This window comes from Nonomuraea sp. bgisy101 (genome assembly GCF_057708945.1).
Map to the genome: position 1 here is coordinate 555,494 of NZ_JBYITD010000001.1, position 15,452 is coordinate 570,945.

A 15,452-nucleotide genomic window follows, 5' to 3' on the forward strand; every position below is an offset into this window, starting at 1 on the left:
CGAACAGCGCCGGGCCTCCTCGGGGTGGGCTGATCGCCGAAAGGCGTGGCCGCTCCGGGCGCGTGGGCTGGTCGGCCGCGCGGCGGTGAGACGAGACGGACCACGATCAGAACTCGGCGTCCATCGCGACCGAGCGGACGGCAGGCAGGTGCGGATCGAGCTCGCCGAGCTCGAACCTGGCCGTTCCGATCACGTGCCAGAACTGTCCTGCCACCTCGCCCTGGAACTTGTAGCGCCCGTCGGGCGCCATCGCCGCCCATCCCTCGGGCAGGCCGAGGAGCGTGGCCTGTCGTACGCCGTCCCGCCAGAGGATGACCACTCCGTCGTCGCCCGCGCTGGCCAGCAGGCCGTCGGGGGAGAACGCGACGGACAGCACCCTGCGGGAGTGGCCGCGAAGGGTGTGCAGCAGCCGCCCGGTGGCGACGTCCCACACCCGTACCGTCAGGTCGTCGCCGCCGGTGGCCAGCAGGTCGCCGGTGGAGGAGAAGGCCGCGCTCCACAGCCGTCCGGCGTGCCCGCTCAGCGTGTGCACCAGCCGCGGGTTCCACGGCTTGCCCGGGCGCAGCTCCCAGATCATCGCTCTGCCGTCGTTGCTCGCGCTGGCCAGCAACCGGCCGGAGGGATCGAAGGAGACCGAGTAGACGCGGTCGGTGTGCCCTTCCAGGGTCGCGACCCTGCCGCCGGACTGGGCGTGCCAGACGCGGATCAGCTTGTCGTCGCAGCCGGTGGCGACGAAGACGCCGTCAGGGCTGAAGCCGATCGAACGCACCCTGCCCTTGTGGTCGGCCAGGTTGCTGACCAGCCGGGCGGTCGGGCGGTACCAGATCCTGACGCTGTCGTCGTCGTTGGCGGTGGCCAGGTGCCAGCCGTCGGGGCTGAACGCCTCCGCCCACACGTGGTCGGTCTCGACGTGCAGTTCCCGCTCGTGCTCGCCGGTGAGCGCGTTCCAGAAGTGGACGCCGCCGTCGTTGCTGGCGGTGGCCAGGACCGGTCCGGTGGGGGAGAAGACGGCGGAGATCAGACGGTCGGCGGCGCCGGTGAACTCTCGCAGGCGGCGGCAGGTGCGCGGCTCCCAGATCCTGACCGCGCCGTCGTTGCCGCTGGTGGCCAGCATCGAGCCGTCGGTGCTGAAGGCGACGGAGGAGATGCGGCGGCCGTGGCCGCGCAGGACGCGCGTGCACTGCCCGGTGATCGGGTCCCACAGGCGGGTGGTGCCGTCGTTGCTGCTGGTGGCCAGCTGCGCGCCGTCAGGGCGGAAGGAGAAGGGCCACACCGAGCTGCGGTGGCCTGACAGCTCGGTCTTCGCGGCCCCTCCGACCTCCTGCACGCGGACCGTGCCGTCGGAGTCGCCGGTGGCCAGCAGCTCGCCCGAAGGGGAGAAGGTCACCTGGTAGACGGCGGCCCTGTGGGTGGTGTGCGGTCCGCGAGACTCGCCGGAGCGCGGCTCCCACAGCAGGACCGCGCCCTCGACGTCGCCGGTGGCCAGCAGGTCGCCGGCAGGGGAGAAAGTGACGCAGTAGACCCGCCCGGTGTGCCCGGACAGCGTGTGCAGGAGCTCGCCGTCCTTCCAGACGCGTACCGTGCCGTCCTCGTGGCCGGTGGCGAGCAGATCGCCGGAGAAGGCGGCGCGGTAGACGGAGCCCTGCCCGGAGAAGAGCGTGCGGATGAGCCGGCCGGAGAGGGGGTCCCAGACGCGTACGGTGCCCGCCGCGTCGCCTGTGACGAGCCCCCACGAGGTGAAGGCGGCGGTGAAGATGGGAGCGGTGTGCCCGGTCATGCGGTGCAGGAGCTCGCCGGTCGCGGTGGACCAGATGCGCACGTCGCCGTCGCCTCCGCCGGCCGCGATCAGGTCGCCCGCGGGGCTGAAGCGCACCGGCCACACCCCGTCGGCGTGGCCGCGCAGCGTGTGCAGCCGCTCGCCCGTGAGCGGGTCCCACAACACGACCGTGCCGTCGCTGGCCCCCGACGCGAGCAGGTCGCCGCTGAAGGCGACCGCGTAGACCCGGCCGCTGTGCCCCTGCAGCGTGCGCACCGGCAGGCCGCCCGCGAGCAGCAGTACACCGCCGTCCTCGTTGCCGACCGCCAGCAGCGCGCCCGACGGGCTGTAGGCGATCGGCTCGGGCAGGCGGCTGGTCTGGAAGTGGTACCCGTACGGCACGCCGATCGCCGCAGGCGCCAGCTCCACCTCGACAGGGTCGCCAGGGACGGTCGCCGCGCCGCGCAGGGCGGGCAGCGTCCCCTTGACGTTGATCAGGGCGGCCCGGTGCCAGCGGCTGCCCTCGACGGCCGTGTCGCTCAGGTCGGCGCCGTACAGCCGCGCTCCCGACAGGTCGGCACCCCGCAGGTCGGCGCCGGCCAACGTGGCCCCGTCGAGCCGCGCCCCCCGCAGGCTCGCGTCACGCAGGATCGCCCTGGACAGGTCGGTCCCGGCGAGCGTGGCCCCGTCGAGCCGCGCGCCGGTGAGGTCGGCCTCGTGCAGGTCGCGTCCCGACAGGTCCTCGCCCTGCAGGTTCGCGCCGCGCAGGTCGGCCTTGGCGGGCGTGCGCAGCCTCGCCAGGATCTTGACCGCGTTGGCCCTGACCACGTCCTCGGTGCCGGGATCGGACAGCACCGCCGCCACCCAGCCCTGCGCGGCCCTGGTGTCGGCCAGGTCGCACAGGAACTCCACCATCAGGGCCGACAGCGGCCGCCTGGACAGCAGTGCCGAGTCGGGCAGCGAGGCCGCGATCTGCCTGGCGATCAGCCACTCCATCACCGAGGCGTGGATGAAGCCGAACATTCCCTCGTCGGTGCGGACCATCAGGCTGCCGGTCCCCACCGCGTGGGCGGTCTGCACGCCGGTCAGCTGGCCGTCGGCCAGGTCGGTGAGCGTCTCGGCGATCTCGGTCAGCTCGGCCAGGCCGAGGAAGGACTCTCCGGTGTCCCAGAGCCGCAGCGCCAGCGCGGTGACCGCCCGGCGCAGTTCCTCGGTGGTCAGCGTCGCGGGCGCGCCGGGCACGCTGGTGCGGCGTTCCTCGAAGGCCAGCCACGCGCTGAGGATCTCGTCGTACAGCAGGGCGGGGCTGATCGTGTGCCGGGCGGTGGCGACCGTGCGCAGCCGCTCGGCGTCGAGGTCGGCGATGAAGCTCAGCATCCTGGGGTTGCGCCCGAGGTCCAGCAGGTCCTTGATGCCTTCGAGCAGCGACATGCGGGACTCGGCCTCGTCGCCGTCGACGAAGCGGTTGGCCAGGTAGGAGCGGATCTGCCCGTGGGTGAAGTCCTCCACGCTGAAGACCCGCCGCTGCGGCAGTACCCCGACCATCTCGCCGAGCGTGGTCAGCACCTGCCCGTGGGACTTGAAGTGCTGGGTACGGCTGGCCACGACGATCTTCGCCTTGTCCTCGGCCGCGGCCAGCAGGGTGGTCAGGTGATCGGCGGCCCTGTCGTAGGTGACGCGGGTGACCAGCTCGTCGAACCCGTCGAACAGCAGCACGATCCTGCCCTGCCGCAGCAGGTAGTGGAACGCCTTGAGGTCGATGAGCTCCTCGCCGTGGTTGGCCAGGTGCGCGGCGACGAGCCCGTCGACGGAGTGCGCCTTGTCCAGGGCGCGCAGCTCGATGAGGATCGGCGTCAGGTGCGGCAGCTCGGTGGGGATGCGCCTGGCCAGCTCCCGCAGCGCGAAGGTCTTGCCGTGGCCGAAGTCGCCCAGCAGCAGCAGGAACCTGCCGTGGTCGGCCGACAGCAGCCGCATCAGCTCGTCGGTGAGCCCGTCCCTGGTCTCGGGCGCCGGCCGGTCCAGCTCGCGGTAGCGCTGGGGGACGTACAGCGCCGGAGGGTAGCGGCGGTCGGCGCGCAGCCTCGCCGACTGCTCGGCGACGTACTCCGACAGGTCTAGCAGGCCCTGGAACTCGGTGAAGCTGCGCACCCGCACGCCCCTGCGCATCAGCTCCTCGCGCAGCGCCCTGGCCGGGGGCGGCCCCTGGTAGACGAGTTCGAGGCCGAGGGTGGTGGCGTGCGCCTGCCGTACGAGGGAGTCGGTGTGTTCGGAGGTCAGTTCGCCGACGTGGGCGGCGATCATCACCTGGCGGACGAAGCCGTCCTCCGGGTAGGTCATCACCAGGTAGGTGTCGAACCTGCGGATCTTGATGCGCTCGTGCCTGGCCTCGCAGACCTCGGCGACGCGGTCGAGCAGCAGCGCGATGGGGCTCGGGTCGCGCTCGGCGACCTCGGGGGCCCTGGTGGGCGCGGGCGCCGTCTCGCCGGTGAACGTCGACTGGGCGGCCTTCCACCGGTACGGGGTGCGCTCGGGCTCCGCGTCGGGGGTCCAGACGCGGATGCCGGTGGGAGTGAGCTCGACGACCTGGTGCCGTCTCGGCGCGCCCACGGTGCCCTCGGCGGTGGGGCCAGGCCCGTGGAAGAGCAGGTTCAGCCGGTGCCCGATCAGACGCTCCATCGTGGTGATGTCGCGCAGCCCGCTCGGGGCGTGGCCGATGGCGCCCAGACGCAGCCACGAGCGTTCCTCGTACTCGCGCAGCCGCTCGGCGAACCAGGCCGCCTGCGCCTCGCCGACCAGCCCGTAGGCGTCCTTCTCCAGGTGGCTCATCGCCATCGTCGAGTTGAGTCCCGCCACGGCCAGCCGCAGCTCCGGCACCTCGAACAGGGTCCACGGCTGCCCGCCGTCGAACACCGGCCCCTCATGGTGCAGCTCGCCGAACATGCCGGCGTAGTGGCGCCACTTCGGCCAGTACGGCGGCTGCGGCCGCACGTCGTCGGCCTCGCAGGTGGCGAAGTACGCCTTGGCGGCGGCCTTGGTCACGTCGCGCGGGCCCGGGACCACGATCAGCCGGCGCGGCTCGAGGCCGAGCAGCACGCGCAGGCTGGTCAGGAACTGGGTGGCGTGGCCGAACTGGGTGAGCGTGCCCGACTCGGTCAGGTCGCCGGTGACCACCATCAGGTCGGGCTTCGGCATCCCCTTGTCCTGCATCCTGGTCAGGTCCGCCCAGATGCGGGCCTGCAGGTCCTCCGGCGTGAACGGCTCGCCGGGGTCGGGCAGCGCCCGCCCGAACCTGGTGCCGCCCAGGTGTAACACGCTGAGCGTGTCGCGGGTGCGCTCCTCCGCCTGGCCGAGCGGGAAGGAGGGCGCAGAACGGGGTGTGCGCCTGACCCTGCCGATCCGCTCGCGCGCCGGCTCGTCCTCCCGCGGGGGCTCGTTCTCGCGCGCGGGCTCGGCCCCGTCGTGCGGGAAGGCGGGCGGCCGGTGAGGCTTGGCGCGCCCGGCGACCGCCTCGGCGATGCGGTTGAGCAGCAGGCCGCGCGCCTTGGCCGGGTCGGTGACGCCGACCAGGTCGACCCAGGTGATCGTGGACAGCAGCCCTTCGAGCGGCACGTCCTCGAGGCGGACGGTGATCAGCCTGCTGGACGGGTTGTCGGGCGCGGCCCGCAGCGCGGCCTGCCACTCCATGCGGCCGTAGCGGGAGGTGAGGTAGTTGCGCGACAGCACGGCCACGACGACCTGCGCCTCGCTGACTCCCCTGTCCATGAAGTCGATGAAGTTCGTGCCCGGCACGAAGTCCCAGGCCTGGATCATCGTCCGGTATCCGGCCGCTTCGAGTTCCCACGCGATCCAGGTGGCCCAGGCCGTGTCGGCGGGGGAATAGCTGACGAAGATGTCGGTGGGCCTGCCGTCACGCGCCATTGCGCCAGTATCCCCGGTGGCGTCGCGGATGTGGAGGGGAACGGCACGCAAGACGATCAGTTCGCTGACTTCTGCCCATGTGCGAAGATCGAGCCGTGCTGAGCCGACTGGGCGTCCTGGACTGGATCAGGATCGGGCTGCTCGCCCTCGGACTGGCGTTCGTGGCGAGCGGGCTTCTTCCACTCGAACGGGCGGTGGAGGAGCTCGACGGCATCTGGCCGTTGATGATCTTCCTGGTGGGGGTCATCGTGCTGGCGGAGTTGACCAAGGAGGCCCAGGTCTTCGACGTCCTGGCGGCCAGGATGGCGGTGGTGGCCCGAGGGAGCAACCTCGCGCTCTTCCTGCTGTGCGTGGCCTTCGCCTCCCTGGTGACGATCTTCCTGAACCTCGACACCACGGCCGTCCTTCTGACACCCGTCATGCTCGCCCTCGCCCCGCGCGCGGGCGTGGCCGCGCTCCCGCTGGCCATGTCGACGATCTGGCTGGCCAACACCGCGAGCCTGCTGCTTCCCGTCTCCAACCTGACCAACCTGCTGGGCATGGAGAAGATCAACCTGTCCACCAGGGAGTTCGCGGGCCACATGTGGACGGCCCAGCTCGCCGCGATCGCGGTGACGATGGTGTTCCTGTGGGTGTTCTACTGGCGGGGCCACGAGCGCTACACCCCTCCCCGGCTGGAGCCGGCCGCCGACAGGGTGCTGTTCTGGGCGGCGTCCGCGGCGTGCGCGCTGTTCATCGGCGCGCTGCTGCTGGAGGTGCCGGTCTCGGTCGCGGCGCCGGTGTCCGCGGCCATCGTGGTGGTGGCCTTCTTCGTGCGGGACAGGGAGAAGCTCGCCTGGAGCCTGGTCCCGTGGCAGTTGCTGATCTTCGTCACCGGGCTGTTCCTCGTCGTGCCGACGCTGAGCGCCCACGGGCTGTCGGCGGTCATGTCGTGGCTGCTGGGCGAGGCCCAGGACCCCTACCGTGTGGCCTTCGTGGGAGCGGGCCTGGCCAACGCGATCAACAACCTGCCCGCCTATACGGCGTTGGAGAGCGTCGTCACCGATCCGCTCGCGCTGCTCGTCGGCGTCAACGTCGGCCCCGTGGTCACGCCGTGGGCGTCGCTGGCCACGCTGCTGTGGTTCGAGTCGTGCGCCAGGCACGGGGTGAGGGTGCCGATGGGCCGCTTCGTGCTCACGGGCATAGGGCTGGCCGTCGCGGGCATCGCCGCCTCCGTCGCCGCCCTCACGCTCACGTCAGGCTGAGCCGGCCGGCTCCGGCGGGGCCGGGATCGCCTCAGGCCGAGCCGACCAGCTCCAGCAGGGCCGGGATCGCCTCAGGATGGCCGGCGACGAAGCTGCGGTCCTCGGGCGGCCCGTCGACGCCCCAGAGGAACGGCCCGCCGTCCAGCGCCCTGATCTCGATGCCCGCCTCATGGGCCAGCAGCGCCCCCGCGGGCAGGTCCACCGCCTCGGCGCAGTAGCCCACGAAACCGTCGATGTCGCCCCTGGCCAGCATCACCCACGACAGCAGCGGCGCCCACAGCTGCAGCACCCGCCGCGCGCCCAGGTCCAGGCGCATCTTCAGCGGGTGCGCCGCGGCTCGCGAGACCCCGTGGCCCTGCGTCCACGCCACCACCGGCCCGTGCCGCCACGGCCGGTACGGCGGTGCCAGCCGCACCCCCGAAGGGCCGTGGGCTCCCCGCCCGAGGACGGCCGACCAGGTGTGCGCGGGGACGGGCTCGTGCACGACGCCGAGCACGGGCCGCCCGTGATGGCACAACGCGAGACCGACGACGTAGGCGGGCAGGCCGATGGCCACGTTGTTGGTGCCGTCGAGCGGGTCGATCAGCCAGGTCCACTCCCCGCCGGCCGCGCCCACCAGGCCCGACTCCTCGGCGATCACCGAATGGTCGGGGAAGGCGGTCAGGATGCGTTCGAGCAGCAGCTTCTCCGAGGCCACGTCGAGGTCGGTGACCACGTCGCCGTTCTCGCCCTTGGGCCGCGCGCCGGGCGTGCCGCCCCGCCCGCCCTCACGAAGGAGTCTCCCAGCGGCTTCGGCGGCCTGCGCCGCCACCTGCCGAGCGTGCTCGAGGTCCACGGGGTCCTCCCTAGATGAGGTGCTCGGCTATCAGTCTCGCCGCTCGCGCGGTCTCAGCGGCGTCGAGACGCTCGCGGATGATGTGGTGGGCGGGCGTGCCGAGCGGCCCCAGCGACAGGTCATGGCTGCCGGGCCGGCCCCTTCCCAGGGCGATCGTGGCCGCCTCGCCGTCCTCGGGGACCACGCTGGAGTGGAAGCGGTCGGCGGGCAGCGTGTAGGTGTCGCCCTCGCCGAACACCTCCTCCAGGCCGGTGCGGTGGCGCACCGTCCGCCGGGTCGGCTCGATGCGGTCGCCTCCGGCGTCGCTGACCACCTCGAACACCCTGTGCGTGGCGTCGGCGGCCGCGTCCTCTACGACCACGTGCACGTTGCGCACCTGGCCGTAGAGGACGTGGCTGACCAGGTCCCAGCTGTGGCAGTGGATCTGTGAGGTGGTGGCGTCGGCGTGCGGGAACGCCTTCGACCACAGGTGCAGGCAGACGCCCTCGCCGCCGTCGCGTTCGAGCGGCAGGCAGACGAAGCCCAGCGGATGCCGTACGGCTCGCAGCCCGCCGAGGTCGGACAGCGCCTGAAGCGCCCACCGCCTGCCCTCGCCCCGCAGGATCTCCTCGTGCACCGCCTGGTGGCTCATGACCCGTAGGGGTCCTTCGCCCGCAGCGCCTTCCTGGCGACGTCCACCACGTCGTGCTCGGTGTAGGTCTTCGGCAACGGTAGCTCGATGCGCCTGAACAGCTCCTCGACCTCCTCGACCGTGGGCTCGTCGCTGAGCGGCACCGCCTTGTAGCGCTCGATGGGGACCCTTCGCGCCTGCTCCAGGCTGAGCCGCAGCTCCGAGTCGCAGTTCTCGTAGTAGAAGGTCCCGGCCAGGGCGCTCATCGCCCTGTTCGGGTCCTCGACGGTCATGACCAGGCGTGTGGCCGACAGGTCCCAGCGGAAGGTCGTCATCGTGTGGGACAGGCCGACGCTGATGTCGAGCAGCCCGTAGCGCTGGCGGTGCCAGAAGGCGGCCAGGATCGTCGCGTAGGACTCCTTCCTCGCCCTGTCGGTCGACCAGCGCTCGCCCGTGCCGTCGGGCAGGTCCGACAGCGAGCGCCGGTAGTGCGCGTAGGCCTCGCAGACGACCTCGTTCGTGGGGTCGATGATCTCGGCGGTGATCGTGAGGTGCCGCCTGACCTTGCGGGAGGCGGCGACGCACTCCGGCAGCGTGACGGCGCGCAGGTAGGTGCCGGTGCCGCCCTTGAAGCTCCACCTGGTGGTGTCCTTGCGCGCGGCGGCCAGCGCCTCGCCGATCTCCTGCCTGCTGCCGAGCACCCTGACCAGTTGCAGCTCGTCGAGTGCCTTGCGGGTGCCCGCGACCAGCGACTCGATGTGGTCCAGGCGCTCCAGCCGCTCGGGCAGCTGGGTGAGGGCGCCCGAGGTGATGGTGCGCTCGACGGGGGCCTGCCGTACCCGGTCCCTGAGCAGCGCGGTGGCGACGAGGGCGAGGATGACCAGCGTCGCGGCGCTGATGAGCTGGGCCTGGACGGCGTCGGGTATCACCGTCTCCGGCATGATGCCCAGCACGCCCACGATGATCGCCAGCGACAGCGCGATGGCGCCGTCGGCGTTCTGCGCGGCCCATGGCGCGACCCGCTTCATCCCCATGACGAGCCGCTTCATGGTGTGCCCCGCACCTCCTCGTGACCCCCAGGCCATGGTAACGAGGGCGTCATGCGATCACCAGCGCACAGTAATACCAACGGATGAGAACGGACCCGACTTCTGGCCGATGACGTGGCGCGACGCCCGCCGTTACCGTCGGCGGACGGGGCTCACGGGGGTGGGGAGTGTTCTTCTGTCGGTACGGCATGCGCGCGTTCAGCCTGCTCGTCTCCGCCGCGCTCGTGCTGTTCACGGTGGCGCCTTTCGCGGTCCGCCCGATCAGGCATCTGCTCGGCCTGCCGGAGGTGGGCGAACGGTTCGCCCAGGTGGTGGCGCACCCCGACGACGACCTGCTGTTCATGAGCCCCGACCTGTTCGGCGCCGTGGCGGCGGGGCGGCCCACGATGACGGTGTTCCTCACCGCGGGGGAGGGGACGGCGGGCCTGGAGGACGGGCACGATCCGCACGCCTACGCCGGTCAGCGGCAGGCGGGCATCCGCGCCGCCTACGCGTGGCTGGCGGGCGTCCCCGACCTGTGGCGGGGCCGTACCGTGCTGGTCGCAGGGGTGCCCGTCAGGACCGAGTGGCTGGTCGGCAGCCCAAGAGTGCGGCTGGTCTTCGCCGGTCTGCCCGACGGCGGCGACCCGCGCGCGGACGGAGGTCCCCACGCGCTGTCGCGGCTGCTGTCAGGCGTGACGGCCTGCGTGCGCGCCTTCACCTCGCCGGGCAGATGCCTGTCGAAGGCCGACGTGACCGGCATGCTCGCGGCACTCCTGACCAGGTTCAGGCCGACCGAGCTGCGCACGCTCGACCCCGACCCCTCGGGAACGCCCGCCGACCACCTCGACCACACCGCCTCCGCCAGGTTCGCCAAGGCCGCGGCGGCGGGGTTGCGGGTGCGCGTCCGCTCCTACCGCGGGTACCCGATCACGGAGCTGCCGCCGAACCTGGCGGCGGGGCCCGCGTGGGTGAAGCGGGCGGTCTTCCACGTGTACCGTCGCCACGACTACCGGGCGCTCAGCGGGCCCCGCTACGGCAGGTGGGTCGGCCGGATGTACACCGTCGCGCCGCCCGCGCGATAGGGCAGGATGATCCACTATGGAACGACTCGCCCCCGACGTGCTGGCCTACTACGAGCAGGGCAGGGAGAACGCCCGCCTGCGCGGCGACCGCGGCCGCCTGGAGTTCTGTCGCACCCAGGACGTCCTGCGCAGGGTCCTGCCCCAGGCGCCCGCCCGCGTCCTCGACGTGGGCGGCGGCACCGGCGTCCACGCGGAGTGGCTGGTCGCCGACGGCTACGAGGTCGAGTTGATCGATCCCGTGCCGCTGCACGTCGAGCAGGCGTCCTCGATCCCCGGCGTGACGGCGAGGCTCGGTGACGCCCGGGCGCTGGACGCGCCCGACGGCTCGTTCGACGCGGTGCTCCTGCTCGGCCCGCTCTACCACCTGCCGTCGCGCGAGGACAGGATCCGGGTGCTGGCCGAGGCGCGCAGGGCGGTACGGCCAGGCGGCGTCGTCGCGGCCGCGGTGATCACCCGCTACTCCGTCATCCATGACACGATCTGCCAGGGCTTCTACCTGGAGGAACCGACGCGGCGCACGGCCTTCGAGGCGCTGGAGAGCGGAACCATCAAGTCGATGCGCCACGGGTTCACCGGGCACGCGCACGACCCCGAGGAGATCACAGCGGAGTTCGAGGCGGCCGGGTTCGCGACGCCGGAGCGCTACGGGCTCGAAGGCGCGTTCTGGCTCTACGGCGACGTCAACGACTGGCTGGACGACCCCGAGCGCAGGCAGCTGATGCTGGAGGCGGCCCGCAGGCTGGAGTCGGTGCCGTCGCTGCTCGGCGTCAGCGGCCACCTGCTGGCGGTGGCCGCGGGTTGAGGACGGCGCGAGGGGCCGGGTGGCCCCACGCGCCGTGCGGGGTGAACCGTCAGAACCAGCCGCGGCGGCGGGCCATCTGCTCCAGGCCCGACTGCAGCGCCTGCTCGGCCGCACCGGGGTGGTCGCCGTAGCGGACGGTGAAGCGGTTGTAGGTGTCCTGGCTGGAGGTGAGGAAGCCGCCGCGCTTGTCGGCCTCCAGGATCACGTCCATCTGGGCGGGGCCCGCGATGAACGTCAGCTCCAGCTCGTTGAAGTGCCCGTGCCACTGGCCGCCCGCGTAGTACTCGATCTCCTGGAAGAACGGCATCGTCGAGCCGTACAGCGTGCCCCGCTCCAGATCGGCCTTCTTGAAGCGGAACCCCATCCGGTCGAGCGCGGCCAGCACGTGCTCCTGCGCCGGCAGCGGCGTGACGTACAGCGGGTCGAGGTCGCCCTTGTCCATGGCGCCCGCCAGCGCCAGTTCGGTCTGCACGCCCAGGCGCATCCCGTGCAGCGGGTGGTTGCCGATCGCGCTGATCGGCGTCTCCCACGGCACCTGGATCTGGAAGGGCTGCGAGTGGGAGGCGCCCGCCGCGAGGTGGAAGGGGCCGGCCACCTGCTGGCGCAGGAAGCTGTAGGTCGTCTTGTACTCGTTGTCGCCGCTCTCGACCTCGACCACCGCGGTGAGGTCGATGGTGATCCCGTCGACCTTGTAGTCCGAGCTGCCGCTCTTGAAGTTGACCACCCCGCGCAGGGCCTCGCCGGGCCTGACGGTGGCGTTGTGCAGGACCGTGTCAACCTCGACGCCCGCACCGAAAGCGGCCATCAGCTTGCGGAACACCATGAGGGTTCTCCTTGGGGTTTTTACTGGCCAACGGGCGGGTTGGCCTGGCCGTTCCCCGCGATCCTGGGCAGCAGCTGGGCCAGGAGCAGGGTGGAGAGCGCCGAGTCGCCCTGTCCGTTCGCCGTACGGACGACGAGCGGCTGCGGCGCGTTCTCGGCCAGCTTGGCGCCCACGTCGAGGCGGCGGCGAGCCAGCTCGTACTGCAGGACGGCGCGGTTGTCGCGGTAGGAGTCGGCGAGCCTGCGCAGCGCCTTCGCCTCGTTCTCGGCGGAGGTGAGCTCGGCCCTGCCGCGCGCCTCGATCTCCCAGCGGACCCGCTGGGCCTCGGTCTCCTGCTCCTCCAGCATGCGGGCGACGTCCTTGCGGGCGGTGTTGTGGGCGGCCTTGACCTCGACCACGCGGGCGTCGCGGGTCTTCTTCGACCGCTCGATCTCCATCAACAGGGTGTCGATGCGGCGCTTGCGGGTCAGTTCCCACTCGCGCTCGTATGCCGACAGCTCCTTGGCGACCTTCTCGCGGGTGGCCAGGTGCTGCTGGTACTGGTCGGGAAGCTGCACATCGGGGATGTTGGCGCCGGTGATGCGCACGCCGTACCTGCCGAGCTGCCTGTTGAGCGCCTCCTGCATGTCGCCGACGTCGGAGCCGCGCAGGTCGTAGGCGCGCTCGGTGTTGACCCTGCGGCTGCGCTGCCTGATGGCGTCCTGAACGGCGCTCGACAGCACCAGGTCGAAGTTGCCCGCGCCGATCGTGCGGACGAAGGCGACGGGGTCGACGATGCGGAACTTCAGGAAGAACTCGATCGACTTCAGCGGCACGTTCTCGGCCGTCGGGCAGGCGCCGATGGGGGCGGAGTAGGGGATCTCGGTGGAGGTGTCGACGACCGCGTCCACCCTGTCCCACGGCAGCCACAGGTAGTGGCGGCCGGGAGGCAGGACCCCGGTGATGGCGCCCCACCTGCTGCGCACGCCGGTGGTGCCCTCCTCGATCTCGATGATGGCGCGCCGCCACATCCAGACCAGGGCCGCCAGGAGAACGGCGACGGCGGCCAGGGCCGCCAGCAGCATGCCGGCGAAGACCGCCATCCCCGCGAAGTACAACGCGAGGAACACCAGCGTCATCCACGCGAAACCGCGCCGGTCCTTGGGGATGACGACGGGCACGAGCTGGCCCTGCTCACCGCCGCGCAGCAGCTGGCGGATGTCGGACCAGGCGGCCAGCGACTCCTTGATCTTCGAGAACTCGCGGCTCATCGGGCGTCATCCTCCTCGTTGCCCTGGGGCTGCTGGGCGGGCCAGACCGGGGTGCCGAGCGGCCGTGGCTCGGGGGGCGGCGCGGGCCAGCCGCCACCTGTCGCTCCTGACGGCGCGGCGGGCCACTCGGCGCCTCGCCCCGCGCCGCCCTGGGGCGGGGGGCCTGGGACGGCCGAGCCGGGCGGTGGCGGCGGCGGCTGGACGGGACGCTCGTAGGAGGGCAGCGCGCCGGGGGCCGCGGAGGCCGCGGGGACCGTGGTGGGGGCCGTGGGGGCCGCGGGGTTGGGCAGCCGCATCGGGCGCTCGATCGTCGTCTCGACGTCGACGTGCTCCCAGTCGCGGGTGCTCTCGGACGGCTGCCGCGCGGCCCGCCGGGCCTCGCTCTCCCCGTCAGGACCGCTCGCGGCGGCTACGGCGGGAGCGGGCGACGTGGCAGGGATCGCGGGGATGGCAGGGCCGGGGATGACCGCGGGGTCGGTCGCGCCGGCCACCTCATCTGCGGCCCGCTTGAGCAGCGCGGAGATCTCGTTGTTCCGCTCCTCGACGCGCCGGCCGATCTCGGCCAGCCTGGACCTGATGGCCGCCATGTCCTCGGGCGAGAACAGCGCCGCCCCCTTGCCGCCCACCAGCTGCTGGGCCAGCGCCAGGAAGTCGATGTCGGTGTCCTCGCCGACCTGCACCACCTGAGGCAGCCGTCCCGCGACCGACTCCAGCTTGTCCAGCAGGTCCTGCTGGAAGCGGTAGTCGAGGATCTCGGGGGCCTCGGCGGCCGACAGCGCCCTGATGTCCAGCGCCTGCGCCTCCAGCAGCGCGGAGTTGGCGTTGGCGGTCGACTCGGCCTCGACCAGCCGCTGCCTGGCCTGCGCCTTGGCCTGGTGGGAGGCCCGCTCCAGCGCGGTGTCCATGCGCGCCTGGTAGGCGGCGATCTCGGCCTGGATGGCGCTCAGCGTCTCCTGCAGCCCGGCCAGTTCCTTGACCAGGTCGCCCTCGTTCTGCTCCTTGCGCAGCTGCAGCTCGTACTCGTAGGTGTAGGCCTCCTTGGCCACCCGCACCATCTCGGGGGCCGCCAGGTCCATCCGGTACTCCTGGCTGGACGGCTCGGCGTGGGTGATGTTCACGTCCGTCAGCCGTACGGCGGGCAGGAACTGCTGGTTGAGGTTGTCGAGCATGCCGAGCGTGCTCTCGCCCACCAGGTCGTAGATCTCCTCTGCCCGCTGCGCGTAGATGAGCGAGCGGGTGACCTCGCTGATGGCGTTCTGCAGCTTGGACTGGAAGCCGCTGACCGAGCCGAGCACGAAGATGAACTCTGCCGGGTTCTCGATCCTGAACTGCAGGAACAGGTCGACGCTGGCCTTGACGCCCTGCTGGGTCGGCGCCTCGCGGATGGGCGCGTTGAACGGGTACTCGCGCGTGGTGTTGACGATGTAGCTGACCCGCTTCCACGGATTGAACAGCGTCACCCTGCCCGGGTCGGCGATGTGCACCAGCTTGCCGAACTTGGTGATCAGCGCCTTGCAGCCCTCGGGCACCATGACGACGCTGCGCCGCCACCACAGGAACACCGCGGCGAGCACGAGCACCAGCCAGTAGTGCGGGCCGAACAGCACGTCGATGCCCGGGACCACGTTGCCGAGCGCGCCGACGAGCCCCAGCACGACCAGGATGACCAGCGGGATGACCACCTTGGCCGTGCTGCCCTTGGGGATCACGACGGGGGAGATGACGTGCAGCGGCTCGCCGTTCTGGCCGCGCTCGCTGAAGCTGCGGCTGACGATCTCACCGGCCTCGTTCAGCGAGGCCGAGCGCGCCTCGATGACCGTGCCGACGGAGACGCCGCCGTCGCGGGCGGCGAGGAAGTCGTGCGGGTTGAGCTGGAAGCCAGGTGCCTGCCCTGCCAGCTGACCGACCTGGCCCACCGCCTGTTCGACGGCCTGGCCCATGGCCTGCCGAACGTTTCCGCCTTGGGCCACGGCCTGAGCTATGCCCTGACCTGCTTGGATCAGAGCCTCTCTTGGTCGAGACATCGCACCTCTCTCGTCGAACCGGGGGGAATCCGTACCGTATCGGGCATCCCTTGATGATCGCTTGCAAAAGGATGTCA

General features: G+C 71.7%; 10 protein-coding genes. 3 read left to right on the plus strand and 7 right to left on the minus strand.

Annotated features, from left to right (window positions below; translation table 11 throughout):
- Window positions 1-106: 106 nt before the first annotated feature.
- Window positions 107-5,674, minus strand: a complete 5,568-nt coding sequence (locus tag AC3EO4_RS02595) for a TIR domain-containing protein (RefSeq protein WP_431893410.1) — start codon at window positions 5,672-5,674, stop codon at window positions 107-109.
- Between the two features lie 95 nt (window positions 5,675-5,769).
- Between AC3EO4_RS02595 and AC3EO4_RS02600 the strand changes: the two genes are divergently transcribed.
- Complete coding sequence (locus tag AC3EO4_RS02600) at window positions 5,770-6,918, plus strand: SLC13 family permease (RefSeq protein ID WP_379579103.1); 1,149 nt, start codon at window positions 5,770-5,772, stop codon at window positions 6,916-6,918.
- Between the two features lie 31 nt (window positions 6,919-6,949).
- On the opposite strand, the gene AC3EO4_RS02605 is transcribed toward AC3EO4_RS02600, so the two are convergent.
- The 3 genes from AC3EO4_RS02605 to AC3EO4_RS02615 are packed head-to-tail and all read right to left on the minus strand — an operon-like array spanning window position 6,950 to window position 9,412.
- On the minus strand, window positions 6,950-7,753 hold the full coding sequence (locus AC3EO4_RS02605; RefSeq protein ID WP_379579102.1) for an inositol monophosphatase family protein: 804 nt from the start codon (window positions 7,751-7,753) through the stop codon (window positions 6,950-6,952).
- Between the two features lie 10 nt (window positions 7,754-7,763).
- The gene (locus AC3EO4_RS02610; protein ID WP_379579100.1) at window positions 7,764-8,384 is read right to left on the minus strand and encodes a hypothetical protein; all 621 of its coding nucleotides are present in this window, start codon (window positions 8,382-8,384) and stop codon (window positions 7,764-7,766) included.
- Window positions 8,381-9,412, minus strand: a complete 1,032-nt coding sequence (locus tag AC3EO4_RS02615) for a hypothetical protein (RefSeq protein ID WP_379579098.1) — start codon at window positions 9,410-9,412, stop codon at window positions 8,381-8,383. The genes AC3EO4_RS02610 and AC3EO4_RS02615 overlap by 4 nt, the downstream gene beginning before the upstream one ends.
- A gap of 188 nt (window positions 9,413-9,600) precedes the next feature.
- Here AC3EO4_RS02615 and AC3EO4_RS02620 point away from each other — a divergent pair, with 188 nt between their 5' ends.
- Both AC3EO4_RS02620 and AC3EO4_RS02625 read left to right on the plus strand, forming a co-directional pair.
- A complete protein-coding gene (locus AC3EO4_RS02620) occupies window positions 9,601-10,476 on the plus strand; it encodes a PIG-L family deacetylase (RefSeq protein ID WP_379579095.1) in 876 nt (291 codons plus the stop codon).
- Window positions 10,477-10,492: 16 nt separating this feature from the next.
- Window positions 10,493-11,278 carry a class I SAM-dependent methyltransferase gene (locus tag AC3EO4_RS02625; protein WP_379579093.1) on the plus strand — a complete coding sequence of 262 codons (786 nt, stop codon included), beginning with the start codon at window positions 10,493-10,495 and terminating at the stop codon, window positions 11,276-11,278.
- 49 nt (window positions 11,279-11,327) lie between these two features.
- Here the strand turns inward: AC3EO4_RS02625 and AC3EO4_RS02630 are convergent, their stop codons facing one another.
- The 3 genes from AC3EO4_RS02630 to AC3EO4_RS02640 are packed head-to-tail and all read right to left on the minus strand — an operon-like array spanning window position 11,328 to window position 15,375.
- The gene (locus AC3EO4_RS02630) at window positions 11,328-12,101 is read right to left on the minus strand and encodes a sporulation protein (RefSeq protein ID WP_379579092.1); all 774 of its coding nucleotides are present in this window, start codon (window positions 12,099-12,101) and stop codon (window positions 11,328-11,330) included.
- A 20-nt stretch (window positions 12,102-12,121) separates the two neighbouring features.
- Window positions 12,122-13,351, minus strand: a complete 1,230-nt coding sequence (locus AC3EO4_RS02635; RefSeq protein ID WP_379579090.1) for an SPFH domain-containing protein — start codon at window positions 13,349-13,351, stop codon at window positions 12,122-12,124.
- On the minus strand, window positions 13,348-15,375 hold the full coding sequence (locus AC3EO4_RS02640) for an SPFH domain-containing protein (protein ID WP_431893417.1): 2,028 nt from the start codon (window positions 15,373-15,375) through the stop codon (window positions 13,348-13,350). Before AC3EO4_RS02640 ends, AC3EO4_RS02635 begins: the two co-directional genes overlap by 4 nt.
- Window positions 15,376-15,452: the final 77 nt, after the last annotated feature.

Excerpts from the sequence above, each read along its gene's own strand:
- AC3EO4_RS02635 (WP_379579090.1), bottom strand. The coding sequence starts at position 13,351 with ATGAGCCGCGAGTTCTCGAAGATCAAGGAGTCGCTGGCCGCCTGGTCC.
- AC3EO4_RS02620 (WP_379579095.1), top strand. The coding sequence starts at position 9,601 with ATGCGCGCGTTCAGCCTGCTCGTCTCCGCCGCGCTCGTGCTGTTCACG.
- AC3EO4_RS02615 (WP_379579098.1), bottom strand. The coding sequence starts at position 9,412 with ATGAAGCGGCTCGTCATGGGGATGAAGCGGGTCGCGCCATGGGCCGCG.
- AC3EO4_RS02640 (WP_431893417.1), bottom strand. The coding sequence starts at position 15,375 with ATGTCTCGACCAAGAGAGGCTCTGATCCAAGCAGGTCAGGGCATAGCT.
- AC3EO4_RS02595 (WP_431893410.1), bottom strand. The coding sequence starts at position 5,674 with ATGGCGCGTGACGGCAGGCCCACCGACATCTTCGTCAGCTATTCCCCC.
- AC3EO4_RS02610 (WP_379579100.1), bottom strand. The coding sequence starts at position 8,384 with ATGAGCCACCAGGCGGTGCACGAGGAGATCCTGCGGGGCGAGGGCAGG.
- AC3EO4_RS02625 (WP_379579093.1), top strand. The coding sequence starts at position 10,493 with ATGGAACGACTCGCCCCCGACGTGCTGGCCTACTACGAGCAGGGCAGG.
- AC3EO4_RS02630 (WP_379579092.1), bottom strand. The coding sequence starts at position 12,101 with ATGGTGTTCCGCAAGCTGATGGCCGCTTTCGGTGCGGGCGTCGAGGTT.